The 15,070-nt window shown below is 59.1% G+C and carries 16 protein-coding genes; 3 read left to right on the top strand and 13 right to left on the bottom strand.

What is annotated here, in order from left to right; all coding sequences use genetic code 11:
- Positions 1-39: 39 nt before the first annotated feature.
- Positions 40-945 (top strand): LysR family transcriptional regulator, encoded by a 906-nt coding sequence (locus E7002_RS06695; RefSeq protein ID WP_303728088.1) that lies wholly within the window; start codon positions 40-42, stop codon positions 943-945.
- A gap of 343 nt (positions 946-1,288) precedes the next feature.
- Here E7002_RS06695 and E7002_RS06690 read toward each other — a convergent pair whose 3' ends face one another.
- From E7002_RS06690 to E7002_RS06675, 4 genes are all read right to left on the bottom strand, one after another.
- Positions 1,289-1,702 (bottom strand): ATP-binding protein, encoded by a 414-nt coding sequence (locus tag E7002_RS06690; protein WP_303728087.1) that lies wholly within the window; start codon positions 1,700-1,702, stop codon positions 1,289-1,291.
- 30 nt (positions 1,703-1,732) lie between these two features.
- A complete protein-coding gene (locus tag E7002_RS06685) occupies positions 1,733-2,032 on the bottom strand; it encodes an STAS domain-containing protein (protein ID WP_303728086.1) in 300 nt (99 codons plus the stop codon).
- A gap of 153 nt (positions 2,033-2,185) precedes the next feature.
- Complete coding sequence (locus tag E7002_RS06680) at positions 2,186-3,781, bottom strand: FGGY-family carbohydrate kinase (protein ID WP_303728085.1); 1,596 nt, start codon at positions 3,779-3,781, stop codon at positions 2,186-2,188.
- 9 nt (positions 3,782-3,790) lie between these two features.
- Positions 3,791-4,420 (bottom strand): haloacid dehalogenase-like hydrolase, encoded by a 630-nt coding sequence (locus E7002_RS06675; protein ID WP_303728084.1) that lies wholly within the window; start codon positions 4,418-4,420, stop codon positions 3,791-3,793.
- Between the two features lie 634 nt (positions 4,421-5,054).
- On the opposite strand from E7002_RS06675, the gene E7002_RS06670 reads away from it, so the two are divergent.
- Entirely contained in the window at positions 5,055-5,690 is a 636-nt protein-coding gene (locus E7002_RS06670; RefSeq protein WP_303728082.1) for an HAD family phosphatase, read from the top strand.
- 19 nt (positions 5,691-5,709) lie between these two features.
- Here E7002_RS06670 and E7002_RS06665 read toward each other — a convergent pair whose 3' ends face one another.
- The 6 genes from E7002_RS06665 to E7002_RS06640 all read right to left on the bottom strand — a co-directional run bounded on the left by E7002_RS06665 (position 5,710) and on the right by E7002_RS06640 (position 12,001).
- Positions 5,710-6,651, bottom strand: coding sequence for an AEC family transporter (locus E7002_RS06665; protein WP_303728081.1), 942 nt, complete (start codon positions 6,649-6,651; stop codon positions 5,710-5,712).
- 3 nt (positions 6,652-6,654) lie between these two features.
- Complete coding sequence (locus E7002_RS06660; RefSeq protein WP_303728080.1) at positions 6,655-7,758, bottom strand: radical SAM protein; 1,104 nt, start codon at positions 7,756-7,758, stop codon at positions 6,655-6,657.
- 100 nt (positions 7,759-7,858) lie between these two features.
- Positions 7,859-9,511 (bottom strand): thiamine pyrophosphate-binding protein, encoded by a 1,653-nt coding sequence (locus E7002_RS06655; RefSeq protein ID WP_303728079.1) that lies wholly within the window; start codon positions 9,509-9,511, stop codon positions 7,859-7,861.
- A 1-nt stretch (position 9,512) separates the two neighbouring features.
- Entirely contained in the window at positions 9,513-10,592 is a 1,080-nt protein-coding gene (locus E7002_RS06650) for a hypothetical protein (RefSeq protein ID WP_303728078.1), read from the bottom strand.
- Between the two features lie 3 nt (positions 10,593-10,595).
- Positions 10,596-11,375: a sugar phosphate nucleotidyltransferase gene (locus tag E7002_RS06645; protein ID WP_303728077.1), complete on the bottom strand. Its 780-nt coding sequence runs from the start codon at positions 11,373-11,375 to the stop codon at positions 10,596-10,598.
- On the bottom strand, positions 11,372-12,001 hold the full coding sequence (locus E7002_RS06640; protein WP_303728076.1) for an NUDIX hydrolase: 630 nt from the start codon (positions 11,999-12,001) through the stop codon (positions 11,372-11,374). The genes E7002_RS06645 and E7002_RS06640 overlap by 4 nt, the downstream gene beginning before the upstream one ends.
- Before the next feature lie 214 nt (positions 12,002-12,215).
- Here E7002_RS06640 and E7002_RS06635 point away from each other — a divergent pair, with 214 nt between their 5' ends.
- Positions 12,216-13,337 carry an aldo/keto reductase gene (locus E7002_RS06635; protein WP_303728075.1) on the top strand — a complete coding sequence of 374 codons (1,122 nt, stop codon included), beginning with the start codon at positions 12,216-12,218 and terminating at the stop codon, positions 13,335-13,337.
- A gap of 162 nt (positions 13,338-13,499) precedes the next feature.
- Here E7002_RS06635 and E7002_RS06630 read toward each other — a convergent pair whose 3' ends face one another.
- Genes E7002_RS06630 through E7002_RS06620 form a run of 3 tightly spaced genes read right to left on the bottom strand, consistent with a single transcriptional unit; the run spans position 13,500 to position 15,066 of the window.
- Complete coding sequence (locus E7002_RS06630) at positions 13,500-14,132, bottom strand: hypothetical protein (RefSeq protein ID WP_303728074.1); 633 nt, start codon at positions 14,130-14,132, stop codon at positions 13,500-13,502.
- 18 nt (positions 14,133-14,150) lie between these two features.
- Complete coding sequence (locus E7002_RS06625; RefSeq protein ID WP_303728073.1) at positions 14,151-14,597, bottom strand: hypothetical protein; 447 nt, start codon at positions 14,595-14,597, stop codon at positions 14,151-14,153.
- A 4-nt stretch (positions 14,598-14,601) separates the two neighbouring features.
- Positions 14,602-15,066 carry a hypothetical protein gene (locus E7002_RS06620; RefSeq protein WP_303728072.1) on the bottom strand — a complete coding sequence of 155 codons (465 nt, stop codon included), beginning with the start codon at positions 15,064-15,066 and terminating at the stop codon, positions 14,602-14,604.
- Positions 15,067-15,070: the final 4 nt, after the last annotated feature.

Genomic DNA, 15,070 nt, shown 5'->3' with positions numbered 1-15,070 from the left:
CGGTATCATGGCTGGCGGATCAACCATAAGGAGAGGGCTATGGAAATCCGGCAACTGCAGTACTTTCTCGCTGTTGCGAAACGCGGTTCGTATACGCTGGCCGCAAACGATCTGTTTGTCTCGCGACAGGCGCTCAGCAAGGCACTTCGCAACATGGAAAAGGAAACGGGATACCCGCTTCTGAAAGCAGGGGACGGGCACATCGTGCTCACCGATGAGGGACGCGATTTCTACGAAGATGCCGAGCAAGTCATAGCGGCATACGATAAGCTTGCGGAACACATGCACGCCCATGTCAAAACGCGCGAAACGCGGCAGACGCTCAGCGTGGCGATGGGTCACGGCGCTTCGCTCGTGCTCCCCGAGCGCTTTATCGAAACATTCCGCAAAGCGCATCGCAACGTCACGCTTTCCGTAGAAGCAGCCACCACCGACAATGCACTCGACCTGGTGCGCAATGGCGATGCCGACATCGCCATCATTGGCTCGACCCCACCGTATCTAGACGGCTTCGACTACCGCATGCTCCAGAAGACAGGCCTCATCGTGTACATTCCAAAGTCGAACAAACTGGCCCAAAAGGAAACGCTCCGGATCGAAGACCTACATGGCCAGCCGTTTATCACCTTCGGACGGCACAATCACCTGCACCGCTACTTCATGCAGGTATGCCGTGAACACAATGTTGAACCACACATTCTGCTGACCACATCGGACACCGAAATGCTCATCCGCACCGCCAACGAGCATAATGCGCTCTACTTCTGCTTCCCCGAAACCCTCGTTGCGCCCCGCAACCCAAACCGGGTTTTGCGTCAGGTAAACGTCGAACACGAGAGCGAATTCGGGACGTTCGCCATCACCAAGAAGGGCGTACCACCCACGACCACGACGAAGCGCTTCTGGGAATGGACCGCTTGCTGCGCAGCGAAGATGCAGGCATAAACGACCAGGCCGTTGTCGCTCAATTTGACGAGTTTATCGAACAGCGCTCGTCGGTCGCTGTTGTTCCCAATGATAAGTTCACGACCAACTCCGCCATACCAGACGGGTGACAGGGGGACGTACCTTCTGTCACCCGCACCCAATGAGAAGCAACGAAAGACAAACAAGGTGACAAAAGAACCGTCCCCCTGTCACCTCTGGTGGGGCTGGGCTGTTTCATACGGCTCCTGACTCGAGCGCTTTTGTTATCCTCATTGTACCAGCGGAGACGCAATGGGAACGCAACCCTGTCACCCCTAAGTCGAACAAACAAGGTGACAAAAGGACCGTCCCCCTGTCACCTCTACGAAAAGCGTTTGCGCAGCGTCAGCTGGTTGCACCCGTCGCGATATACGTATTCAATTTCATCCACCATGCTTTTCGCCATCAGTATGCCTAAACCGCCGATTTCGCGATCCTCCCCCGAAAGGGTTATGTCGGGATCCGGCTTTGCCAGGGGGTCGAAGGGCGTTCCGGAATCAATGAGCCTTAACGTCACCATGCCATCGCCCACGCTACCGCGTATTTCCGCCCATCCGTCACCTAGAGGGTACGCATAATGAGCGATGTTCACATACATCTCTTCCACGGCAGTCCGCAACTGCATGCGAGCGTCGGGCGTAACGCCATGGGCGTCGACAAGGGAACCGACGAAGTCCAGGACCTCATCAACGCGGTCTAGTTCAGCAGGTATTTTCAGCACCTGTTCTTCGGCCATGGTTCTTTAAGCCCCAAGAGCAATCCATGCTTACCGCAGGCCAAACACTTTGTCCAAGCCAGTAATTCGGAAGACGTCCATGATGCCCTTGCAAACGTTTTCAAAATTCATGGAGCCATTCGATGCCTTCATTCGCTTGAAGGTCTTGAGAAGCACGCGCAGACCGGCAGACGTCACGCAGTCGCATTCAGCGAAATCCAAAGTCAACGCCCGCACGCCAGGCAATTCCTTCTCGAGAAGCGCATCTAGCTCGGGCGCAGTCTGCGTATTGACCTCCCCGCTTATGTGCACGATTAGGTCTGATTCCTTCTTTTCCGTCGTCAGAACCATTTTCTCCCCCTATTCCTTAACGGCAGGCAACCTTGCACTGCCATCAGCTTAGAGCCACGAAGGCCGAATGACAATCATGGGCGCAATCGCGCATCTAAACGTCTTCTTTCTGCGCGTCGAACGAGGGCGGGGCAAACCCGCCACCCCAATGGTTTACGGCCTATTCAACGCTCTAAAGTGAGCAGCATTCGACTTGTAGAGCTTCTTGAACACCTTGTAGTTACGATCGTATACGGCCTTGTTTTCGGGATTTGGGACATAAGAATGGTTCGGCTTAGCAAACCGCTTCGCCAGTTGCAACACATCAATCCCCTCTATCCCCGCCGCGACAACAAGAGCGGCGCCCGCAGCCCCAACTTGCTGTGCACCATCGATAGTCTCGACCGTGCGTCCCGTAATATCAGCAAGCATCTGACACGTGACAGGCGAAAGCGCCCCACCGCCGACGAACCGCACTGGATTCGACGTCTTTACTTTACGCGACATACATTCAAGCATCCAGCGCAAGTGGTAGCAGATTCCTTCGAGAACAGCACGTATCATGTCCCGCTTGCCGTTCTCGAGGCGAATGTTGAAGAACATGCCCGCCGCTGCCGAATCCTCGAACGGGCACCGACAACCTTGCAGCCACGGCGTAAAGATGACGCCATTCGCTCCGGGAGGCACCTTGCTAACTTCCGCAGAAAGATAGTCGTAGAGGCTCGTGTATTTGCTCTCCACGTCATCCGCCACCGTAGCCTCTTCCAGGAAGACGCCTATCTCATCCAACGCAAGATGATTCTTCACCCAATCGAAGCATTTGCCAGCCGTCGCAAGCTCGGCATAGTAGTTGAAATAACCGCGCTGAGCCGACAGCACGCCCGTCATTATGTTGACGACATCCGCCTTCTGATGGTCGAGGAACGTCGAAACCCATCCACACGTCCCAACGTAGATATGCGTGTCTCCAAGCGCCGTCGCGCCCGCGCCAATACTAGAGAAGGAGGTGTCTCCCCCACCACCGAACACCGGGGTGCCCGCCTTGAGGCCAAGGTCACGCGCCGCCTCCTCGGTTAGACCCCCAACAAGATCGGTGCACTCGACAAGGGAAGGAAGATGCTCGGGCCTAACCCCATACATTCGAACGAGACCCTCATTCCAGCCTTCCTTGCCTTCGCGAGTATCGTAGAGGAAGGTGGCGAAAGCAGTATCTGGAGTCCTCGCAATCTTGCCCGTGCAGCGCATCCTTAGGTAATCACTCGCATCCAACCATGCATAGACCTGCTCAAATACCTCTGGTTCGTTGCGTTCAACCCACTTGTATTTCCACACGGGATCCTTCACGCTCAGCGCCACGCCATGGTTGACCTTCAAGTTGCGAGCTATCTTGCGTAAGTTGCCACCTGAAATTTTCACGAGCCCCTTACCCATGCACTCCTCGAATTCGCGCACGGCCCTCTGGTCCATGAAATTCATGGGCCTCCTAAGCGCTTCACCCCGTTTGTCAACCAGCACCACGCTCATCATCTGCGCGCAGAATGCCATTCCCGAAACTTGATCAGGCGTTACATCCGTCTTCTCGAACAGCTTTTTCGTGGTCGAGCAAACAGCCTGCCACCACTCATCTACATCCTGCTCCGCACCCCCGTTTTCGAGGATGTAGGTTTTGTAAGAAGCAGTGGAGCTTGCGGCCATTCGCATCTCCGAATCAATGTCGAAGAGGCAGGTCTTCAGATTGCTGGTTCCAAAGTCATAGACGATCACGTACATGGCAGCACCCTACCTGATGTGGATGTCCCAGCCGGTGTCGATCTTCCGCATAACCTTCTCCGTCGTAGCTTCGTCAAGTTCCGGCCAGTCAATCACGGTGCTCGCGTTATTAGTTACAAAGTAAGCCTTCTCCGCACACAACGCCATAGGCGTATCCGCGAGAGAATCGGAGTAGAAGTTCTCAATCTCGGGCAGATCGTTGTCAATCATGAACAGGGACTTTTCCCTTGCGTACATGAGGTTATCCACGAACACACCGTATTCGCGGTCATACTCCGATGCCCTGTAGTTCACGCCGAGACGCTTAGCGATGGGGCCGATGATGCATGATGGCGAAGCGCTAATGATAAGGTCGTCTGGTCTCTTCTGAGCCAGATACCAATCAGATATCTTCTTCTCGTTCTTATCCCAATAGCGTTCTATCTGTTCATCGAAGTCGTCAATCTTCGTGAGAAAGCTGAACATCGCAGATTGCATGTGATAGTTCGGCACCTTCCCCCTCTTATGCTGAACGAAGCTGCCGATAGCGCGGGGGAAATAGGTAAACCACAGCTTCGGATGACGATTCATGCACCAGAAGGCGAATCCTATCGCGCAGTCGCCGCGGAAGATCGTCCCATCAAAGTCATACACGTTCATCGACCCCATCACCCCTATTCGCTTATGGCTAGAACAACCACGGTGACATCATCAAGCTGAGGCGCGCCTCGACCGAAGGCCTTGATGCCCTTGAGGATGCAATCGGCATGCCGTCCGACGCGTTGGCATCATCAATGCCATGATACAAAATGCGGGAATGCTTACCGAAAACGGGAATCATTCTGAAACCCCAAGGCCGAAACAAAAAGCTAGCCGATTAGCTAGCCTGCAAACATTTGGTCGCGGGAGGTCGGATTCGCTCGCGTCAAGGCTACGCGGATTCTTGCTGCGCAACAATCCGCTCGGCCCTTCGGGCAGCCTTGACCCTCGCCGCAGCCGGCGGTGCGCTTTCAGCGTACCGCCGTAGTCGAACCAACGACCCTCGGGTTATGAGCCCGGGTGACAGAGGGACGGTTCTGCTGTCACCCAGCGGCCTAGAAATAGGTCACCAACGACCCGGCATGGAGCGCCAGAAGGACAGCAGAAAGGTGACGGAAGAACCGTCCCTCTGTCACCCTCTGTCACCCGCAATGGCATCAAGCTTGCTCGTCGTTGAGTTACACGCCCTCTGCCTTGGCAAACGCAACCAGCTCGTAAGTGTCAATGCAGCCCGCTGAACCGAGAAGCATATACTATGAGCAAGGAGGCGATGAGCATGGCCAAGATTCGCAACGTGGTGTTTGACATGGGCGGCGTCCTCATGAAGTACGATCCCGTGGGCTTCGCGCGCCCATTCGTGCAGGACGAAGACGATGCGCGGCTCGTGGCAGCGGCGGTGTTCGACGGCCGCGAGTGGCCCCTGCAAGACGCGGGCGTCATAGACGTGCAGACGGTAGGCTGGACCGCAGCACAGCGTCTGCCAGAACATCTTGGCGAGGCAGCTATGCAGACAGCTCTTCGCTGGTACGAGAGCAGGGAATTCTTTGACGGCACCGAAGAAGCCATCCGCGAGCTCAAGGCACGTGGCTATGGCATCTACCTGCTATCCAACGCAGGCGTGCAGTTCGACGACTACAAGAAGAGCCTGCCGGCCTACGAGTGCTTTGACGGCATGATTATCTCGGCCCTCGTGCACCTCATGAAGCCCGACGAACGCATATACCAGCATCTCGCGACCACCTACGGCCTCGACCCCGCCGAGTGCCTCTTTGTGGACGACGTCGCCGTCAACGTCGAGGGCGCCCGCCGCGCAGGCATGCAGGGCCTGGTCTACACGGGAAGCATGGATGACGTCTTTTCCCTGCTGGAGACCGAGAGCGACAAGAACTAGCGACCAAGGCTCGCATGTCCTAGCCAGCGTACCCCACCAGGATGGCTAAGCCGAGGTAGACCACAATCGTGAGCAACACGTTGAGCGGGAGAAACGCGGACATGAAGCTCTTCTCGTCATCCGTATCACAATAAGGACCCACAAGCGTCGGCATCAGGAACGAGGGTGGGCTCAGGAAGTACAGCAGCACCGCCACTATGAAGGGCAACTGCGCCATGCGGTCGGCAAAGAGCAAGAAGAAGCCGCCAATAATGACGCCAGCTGCGGCCAGGCGCAGGACGAGCATGCGTAGCAGCGGGCCTATCATGCGAATCTCGAGCCTAAGCTCGTAGCCCAGCACAAAGAGGACGATGCCCTCGATGGGCTTGGTGATCATGGACGCAATGGCGTCGTTGAGGCCAGCAAGGCCCGTGCTTGTCAGGCCATGGCCCACGCCCAGCGCGTTGAGCGTGAGGCCGACGACCATCGCGATGATGATGGGATTCTTGACGATGGCCCCAACCACGGTCTTCAGGGACACCGCACCCGCCACGTTCTTCTCGACAAAGGCGATGATGCTGAGCACGCAAAACATGCCGCCAATGTCGAACATGACGATGTTGAGCATATGCTGGGAGGGCACAAGCGTGATGTAGAGCGGAAGCGCCACGCCGCCGCCCTCGGTTGTCGCCGCAAGAAAGCCGGCGGTGCGCCGGTAGCGCTCTCCCACCCAGCCGCCGGCCTTCCCACACAAGAACATAATCGCGATATAGGCCAGGTAAATGAAGATGATGATGAGAATGTAGTCGGCGCGCAGATCGGCGTGGAAGGTCGCATTGTAGATGAGGAACGGGAAGAGCACCTTGAAGGCAATGTTCTTAGCACCGTCAGCCTGGTCGCGCGTAATGTAGCCAGTCACGCGGGATAGGTACCCCAGCGTGATCATGAACAAGACCGGAACTATGATCTCCAGAACGCGCACGGCTCACTCCCACTCTGGGGAGAATACCTCCCCCACCTGCAGAAACGACGAGCGCAGATTCCAGTTGCAGTGCGACGACTGGTAACAGCGCGTACACTGCGGCGGCATCGCACCCTCCTGGTTGACCGTGGCGCGCAGGCGCTGGAACTCAGGCGCGTTCCACATCGCAAGGAAGTCGGCGCCCGCATCGTAGCGCATGAGCTTCTGCGAGGTGGACATGCAGGGACGCACGTAGCCATCGGAGCCCAGGAAGAAGTCGCGCCATGCCGTGAAGCACGGGCGGTGCGGGGCGGCGCCAGCGGGGTCCTGCCCAGGCACGTAGGGCAGCTTGAGGGCCACATCCAGGCGTTCGGCCTCACTCACGGCGGCGTCAAAGCCGGCTCGAACTTCGTCCTCGTGACCCCAGAGGACACCTGGCGCCTGAGCTTCGTCAAAGGCCGTGAGGTAGACGACCTTGACCTCTCGCACGCCGGTCTCATGGGCAAGGCGGACCACGGCGGGCAACTCGGCAATGTTCTCGCGCATGGCGCACAGCACGAAGTTGACCCAGGGCGGCTCCTGGCCGCGGGCCTGGGCGCGACGAAAGAGCTCGCGCAGGGACTCGCAAATGCGGTCCAGGTCGGCGCCGCGTCGTATGCGGGCGTTGCTCTCCTGCGTGGCGCCGTCCACCGACACGGCAAAGACCTCGACGCGCGTATCCAGGATCTTGTCAACAAGAGCGTCCAAGCGCATGCCGTTGGTGCAGAAGTAAGCGCGCGCACCGTGGTCGGCTATGACCTGAAGCATATCGGCGAACCAGGGATTGACCGTGGGTTCGCCCCAGCCCATAAGGGTGACCTCCTCCACATGGTCCATGATGGGCTCGAGGCTGCAGAAAGTGTCTATGTCCAGCGTGGTGGGCTGAAAGTTGGCGGAGTTGCGGCCACACATGATGCAGTTGAGGTTACAACGGTTGGTGAGCTCGAATACCAGGCGGCGCGGGTAGCTCTTGAGCACCGTGGCACCGGCGCGCATCTCAGCTTCGTTGAGCTTGGTGTTGGCAAGGTGAGCTCCCGTGAGCGGGCGACCCTCAAAGAGGCTGGATGTCTTTGCGCGCAATATCTTCACGGACCCACTCCCTTCCCTAAGACGACCGGAACCAGGGGCATCAGGTTGTTGCCCCAGCTCCATTACCCTACCTTGCCCGCATGAAACAAGAACACGCCCCCTATTCCGCACCCTGTTCCAGCGGTGGGGTCTGCTGGTCGAGCGGGGCCCCGGCCGGAAGGTTGGGCTGTGCCTCTATTGTACCGTCCACATAGACCTCAACAACGAGCGGAGCGGCGGCGCGAGTTAACGCAGGGCCGGAACCGCGCGTAAGGTCCCGTGCGCGAGCGTATGGCAGGCCGTAGGCGGCGGCAAGGGAGGCGAGGTCGGGCACGCCGTAGCCAGAGTCGCTGGTGGTGAGCAGGAAGGCGTCGCGATCCAGCTGGCGGTCACGGATCATGCCCGACGTGTGGTTGTTCATGACCACGATGGTGATGGGCAACCTCAGGTCGCGTACGAGCTGCAGCTCCTGCGAGTTCATCTGTAGGCCCTGATCACCCATGGTGCAAACCACGTGGGGTGCGCCCGCGAGCGCCGCACCAATGGCACGCCCGAGGGCCGAACCCAGCGCGCCAAAGGAGTGCGAATGCAGCTGATGGTTAGGAAGCCCCAGCTCATGGGCGGCAATGGAGAGCCAATGCGAATTGTTTCCAATATCCACGGCAAGCACGGCGCGTTCGTCCAGCCCCTCCAGCAGACGCATGAGGTCGGCCACGGGTGGCGTCACGTCGGCATGCGCCACCTGGGCGGTCGTTCTGTCGCAGGCAGCCAACCACTCCGCATGCATGTCGGACCTTTCGGGCATATCCACGGCCAAAAAGAACGCGCGCAGGTCGCACTCACGGACCTGACCGCCAAAAGAGCGCGCAAGCTCTGCGGGGTCAGCGTCGAGACGCAGAATGGACACGTTGTCCACGAGCGGCCTGAACGACGTCGACGCATCGGGAAAGCCCATGCGGTTGCCCAGGACCAACAAGTGAGATGCCTGGGCAAGCACGCGATTGGCGGCGCGGATGCCACGCGAGCCCACGTATCCGTACGCATGGGGCAGTCCGCAGGCGACATCAAGTGCAGGCCTGCTGCACACAATGGGCGCACCCAGCGACGCCAGATAGGCGCGGACGACGCGTGGATCGGCCGTGCGCGCGCCCTGGCCCACGAGCACCACGGGACGCGAAGCCATGGCAACGAAGTCACGGACTTGCGCGTCCAGCTCGGCCGCATCCTCGCAGGCAGGTTGCGCAGGGGCGACGTCGGGCACCGGCTCGGGCACCTCGGACGACCAAAGGCTTGCATGAATATCAAGAAACGCAGGGCCACCACGGGGCGCATCCATGGCCGTCAGTGCGCACATGAGGGCGTCGACGGCCCCGTCGACCGTGTCGGCACGCTCGCTCACCAGGGCCACGGGCGCCGCCATGGCTACAACGTCGACCTCCTGGTTGGTGGCAAGGCGACGCTCCCCCACAAGCGCGCGGCCGCCATGCGCGGTAAGGAACAGGACGCGCGCACCTTCGCAGTAGGCATCGGCCATACCCGTGAGCAGGTTGGTAGCGCCCGGACCCTTGGTGGCAAAAGCACAGCCGTAGCTCGCAGCCTGGGCATAGCCGCAGGCGGCAAAAGCCGCCGACTGCTCGTTGTATGAAATGCGCGGGCGCACGTTCTTTTCGGCCGCGGTATAGAGAAAGTCCAGAAGCACCGCACCGGGAATGCCAAAGATATCGGTTACGCCACGCTGCACCAGGGCCAACGCCACGAGTTCGGCAAAGGTCATGCTAATCCCCTCCCCGCGCGCTGCCCATGCCTGCGGCGGCGAGCAACGCATCAAGATTGCTCGGCGTAAAGCGGTGGCGGGCATCGGGGCTCACGTCGTCCAGGTGGCAGAGCACACGGTGCGCGTCGGCATAAGACAGCCCCAGTTCGTGCACGAGGGCCACACCGTAAGCATAGCCGCAGCGGTGCATAGCGGTGAGCGCACTCACGGGACTGTAGGAACCACAGTCCAGATGTGGGCGACCGACGACTTCCTCCATGAGCTCGCAGGCATCTAGAATCGCGCATATGTCCAGGTCCATGCCATAGTCGCGCACGAGGTCGTCAACTATGAGCTCGGTCTTGAGATTGCCCGCGCCTCGCCCGCAGCCCAGCACGCAGGCATCCAGGTAGAGCGTGCGCCCGCTTGAGCGCGGAAAGGCCAGAGCGGCAAGGGCGTTGGCATAGGCCATCTGCGAGTGGTTGTGGGCGTGAAAGCCCATAGCGACGTCTTGGTCTAGGAGCTCGTCGAAGATAGAAAGCGCACGGTCCACGTCCCTTGGACGCATATAGCCATTGGAGTCGGCGCAGTAGAGCGCCGTGAGCCCGATGTCATTGGCCTGGTCGCACAGCCACGCCAACTCTTCGGCGCTATAGCGCATGAAGAGCGCAACCTGCATGAAGACCGAGTACCCCTTGCGCTTGAGCATGCGACAGAAGTCCAACGACGCCTGTTGTTCGGAGTAGCGAAGAACCACGCGCACGGTGCCGCAGAGGCCTGGTCGCCAGTCCGGTACGAGGTCCGCGGGCGTGTGGATATCGTTGTACATGGCCACCCAGCGCCGCCAGTCGCCCGTGCGCGCGGGAATAAAGGAGGAAGCCTCCTCCATGCCACCAAACATGCAGAACTCGGGGTGGGACCGCTCGGGCAGCTCTATCTGCCCCAGCTCGATGTGGTCGACGCCCGACTTGTCCATGACCTCGCAGAAACGCCGAGCCACCTGGGGCGGGATGCGTTCGAAAGGCAGGCCGGCCGCATAACTATCATGCAAGCCCAACCCACCATCGCGCAGAGCCACCTCCATGAAACGAATGCCGGCCATGAGCTAGTCCCACCTTACCCACGGCGCGCGCCCCTCGCGTACCAGCGCATCCAGAAGCGTACGCTCGCGAAGTGTGTCCATGCACTGCCAAAAGCCGTCGTGCACATAGGCAGCCAACTGATCGGCGGCCGCAAGTCGTTCGATGGGTCCTTGCTCGAAAATGCCGGGGGCGTCGCCCAGGTAATCAAAGACGTCAGGTTCCAGCACCATATAGCCGGCATTGATGAGCTCGTCATCCGCATGGTTCTTCTCGCGAAACTCCTGCACAAGGCCTTGCTCCGTCACATCCACCAGCCCCTTGGACTGATGGCGAGGCACGCAGGTTATGGTAGCCACACGACCCGCCTGGCGATGATGCGCGACGAGGGCGTCAAGGTCTATATCGCTCACCCCGTCGGCATAGGTGAGCATAAAGGTGTCGTCGTCCACATAGTCGCGGACGGCAGTCAGACGATCGCCAGTGAGAGCATCCCGACCGGTGTCCACAACCGTCACGCGCCAGGGCTCGCAGCGGGTGTCGAGCACCTCAAGAGCTGGCTGGGGCCCCGTAAGGTCAAAGGTGACGTCGGAACGGGACAGGAAATAGTCCGAAAACCAGCGCTTCAGCATGTCCTGACGGTGTCCCGCGCAGATAACGAACTCATTGTGGCCAAATGAGGCATAGGTCTTCATGATGTGCCATATGATGGGCATGCCACCTATGGTAACCAGCGGCTTTGGACAATCGCGCGTAAGCTCCATGAGGCGCGATCCCGCACCTCCCGCTAAGATCACGACCTTCATGACGCACCTTCCTCGAACGTGCGGGCAAGGCTTCCAAAACGAAGCCACCAATAAGCGTGGGAAAGCTGCAGAAACCCACCCTCCCCCAGCGCCATCTCGTCGAGATCCCGAGGCGTCACGAGCTGGACGTGCATGAACTCAGTTGGATCCAGGCTCTGAGAACCGGCAAGCTTGCAATTTCGAGCCAAGACACAGTAGTTGACGTCGCGGCACACCGTGGCGTGAAGGGGCATGGAGCCCAAGAACGTGAGGTCGTCTGACACATACCCCGTTTCCTCTCTGAGCTCGCGGGCAGCAGCGCTACAGGCTGCGCGACGGAACACGTCCGCGTCGCTTGGGCCAGAGGGCATGTCATTAGAGTCTATGGCGCCGGCGGGCAGCTCCGTAATGACACGAGCAACACCGGGCCTGAACTGGCGCACGCACACGATGCGCCCGTCATCCGTGACGGGAATGACAGTGACGGAGTCTTTGGTGGAATAGACATAGTACGGTCCGAACTCGGTTCCATCCGGGAGTGCATAGCTCGACGTCGTGATGGTTATGAAGCTGTCTTGCAGCACGACGTCACGAACGCCCTCCCGCCACATTAAGTCCTGGTCAGAACCGCCGTCACCCCGTATCATGCTCTCCCCCTCCACGTTTCCTACATATTATTATAGTCGTGCATTTGGAAGCGTGATAGCAACAAATCAGCGACCCGCAGGGCGAGCAGAGCCAGCGCCTGCGCGCCTGCCAAGATATAATGAGGAAGGGGCAAAACCGCACATGCGACAGGGGCGCGAGCCGGAGCCGCGCGTACCTAAGGAGGGTGAGCGCATGAAGAACCTCGGATTTGGCATGATGAGGCTACCGGTACTGAACGGCAATCCTACCGATTTCGACTACGACCAGGTAAACCAGATGGTTGATGCCTTCCTCGAGTCTGGCAACACCTACTTTGACACGAGCTACATCTACCACAAAGGGAAGAGCGAGGAGGCCACCCGCAAGGCCCTGGTCGAGAGGCACCCCAGGGACAGCTTCGCCGTGGCGACGAAGTTCCCCGCCCTCCTGATGCCTCCGGAAGAGAAAGCTGAAGAGATTTTCCAGGGACAGCTGGACAGCCTCGGCGTCGAGTACATCGACTACTACCTGCTCCATAATATCCAGACCATCATCTACGACGGCATCGACGGCACGGGCGGCATCGCGAAAACAGCGCACCTGTTCGAACATGCCAAGAAATGGAAGGAAGACGGCAAGATTGCTCACCTGGGCATGTCGTTCCATTCCTCCGCCAAGCTGCTGGACCGCGTCTTGACCGAGCACCCCGAGATAGAGTTCGTCCAAATCTCCGTGAACCCTATCGACTGGGACAGCGAAGTGGTGCAGGGGCGCGACTGCTACGACGTAATCCGCAAACACAGCCGCAAGGTCGTCATCATGCAGGCCGTAAAGGGCGGCGGACTCGCAAAGCTGCCAGACGAGGCGGAGGCCCTGCTCAGGTCCGTGCACCCAGACTGGAGCATCGCATCGTGGTCCCTGCGATTCTGCCTGGAGAAGGAAGATGTCATCGCGGTTCTTTCGGGCATGAGCACCATGGAGCAGGTCATCGACAACACGAGGACCACCGGCGAGGCCGTGCCGCTCACGGACGAAGAGCAGGAGGTGCTCGAGAAGGCCATGAGGATTTACCGCGAGAGCGCGCCGATACCGCAGAGCCAAATCGATCAGTACAAAGGGCTCGAGTACCACGGCGTCCCCGTGACGGCAATCCTGCAGGCATACAGCATCTGCCAGATCCAGCCAGACCCCAGCTTCTCCGACGACAACAACTACCTGAAAAACAACTTCGCCGAGGCAGCGCACGTGGACTTCCGCAAGGGGCTCGCGAAGCAGCGGGTTATCGCCGCCGACGGCACCGACATCACGGAGATGGTGGAGAAGGCAGTAGCCTGGCTGGCGGAGAACAGCTTCTAACGCCATGCGAGCATGCACCGGGGGCAAAGTGCTTGGTACCACCTCTGCTATCGAGAGGGCCTGAACCTGGGTATCCTTCTTTTCGTATGTTCGCAACGAGGCACCAGGCCCACCTGGGGAGCTCTGATTCGGTTGCGGGGATACTTGGGCTGTCCGGCTCTCTCATTCGTCCTCTCCCATAACATGCGGCAAAAGGATCTCGTACCCGTTCCAGGCAAGCGGCAAGCCGACTTCATGCACAGCGTATAGCAGCTCCACCAACTCATCGGGCACAGCGTTCTCGCCCTTACATTCGAAGTATCGATTGCCCGAGTAGATACTCAACGTCCAGGAGCATCCGTCAAAAACGCAACAATCTGGCCCGAAGGACTCGACCCATCTGTCCGCATGGGTCGCAAAGACCGCGGACAGCAGTTTCGTTGCATCGGAGCCTTCAACGGCGACGGCCTTGTTCGTCTCGAAGTCCCAGCTATGTACAATTGCCTGCACGCCGTCATCCATCCGCCTCACCACGATGGTTGGCGAGTTTGGGAAGGTCATGTAGCAAAAGCTTGAGATAACCAGCGTGTCGAAGGCGTCAAAGAGAGCCCTCCGATCGGTCTCGTCAACCTCAATCAGCTCTTCAAGGTCTGACACCGCGAAGGGGTACGGAAACTGCCTATCGCCATCGATTTGTCCCTCGTGCTGCCAACCATCGAGCTCGACCTCACAATGGTCGTCGCCAGACCTCCAGTCGACGATGGTGCCGTACATCCCTGTTTCCCTAACTCTGATGCGCCCGTACTCTCTCAGCATGGGATGCTCCTATCTTCGTCAATCCCAATTTCCCGCATCGATGTGGACGTTCGCACCGCTACACTTTGGGCAACCGCTCTCCGCATATGCCTCGCATCGGGACAAGAGCTCGTTCTCACTCATGGGAACCTTGTCATCCCAGAAGACGAGCTCCTCTTTGCACGTCTCGCAGGCATCGGGCTTGATGTGGAAGGTTAGCCACCCTCCGCCCCCGTCATCGATCCTGAGAACACCGCCGCTAATTACCCCGTCGCAGTTGGGGCACCTGTAAAAAACGTTCTCGGTGAAGACCGTCCACCCATCGGGTATCCCACCACCAAGCAGCCGTTTCATTGCGGGACCAAAGGTGCCGCTCCTAGAGTATTCGACAGCAGCGGGCTCGTTGAAGCCCATCATCCCACCGCCGCGGTAGAAGCTCTCACCAGCCCCGCAGTCTTCGCAGTGCCATCCAATTATGCTACCCATGGCGCTACACTCCCTCCTCGTTTTCCATTGCCCACAACGTTCCGCTGGCCAATCGCCATCTGAGCTCACCGCCAACGACGTAGAGGGTGGATTTGATTCTGTACGGATGCTTCCTCTCCTCATCGGTCAGCGGGTTTTCGCCTATGAAAGCCCAGCCCCGTGCTGTCTCCTCAATCCAGCATTCAAAGAAGGGATCTGACTCTTTTGGGGGTCCGAAGCCCATGCTGTATACGCCGAGGAACTGCAACTCTATCTCCGGCCAGTCGCCGTTCTCGTCAACAGAGTCGTACCGGAGGAGGATGGTCAGCGAGTCGGTCTCGGTCGTGAAGCGCGCCAAGTTCTTCTCGCCGCTCCCGGCCCTTGCCAGCGGGTCGTACCCGATGCCTGCGAGATACCAATCATGGAAATGCTCTGCCATCCTCACGAGGTGGTCGGCATCCGCACAAGACTGTATTTTGCTCCAATCCATCCGA

It is taken from the genome of Denitrobacterium detoxificans, assembly GCF_015062615.1.
GTDB lineage: Bacteria > Actinomycetota > Coriobacteriia > Coriobacteriales > Eggerthellaceae > Denitrobacterium > Denitrobacterium detoxificans_A.
This window is presented reverse-complemented; position numbering and strand designations above follow the sequence as displayed.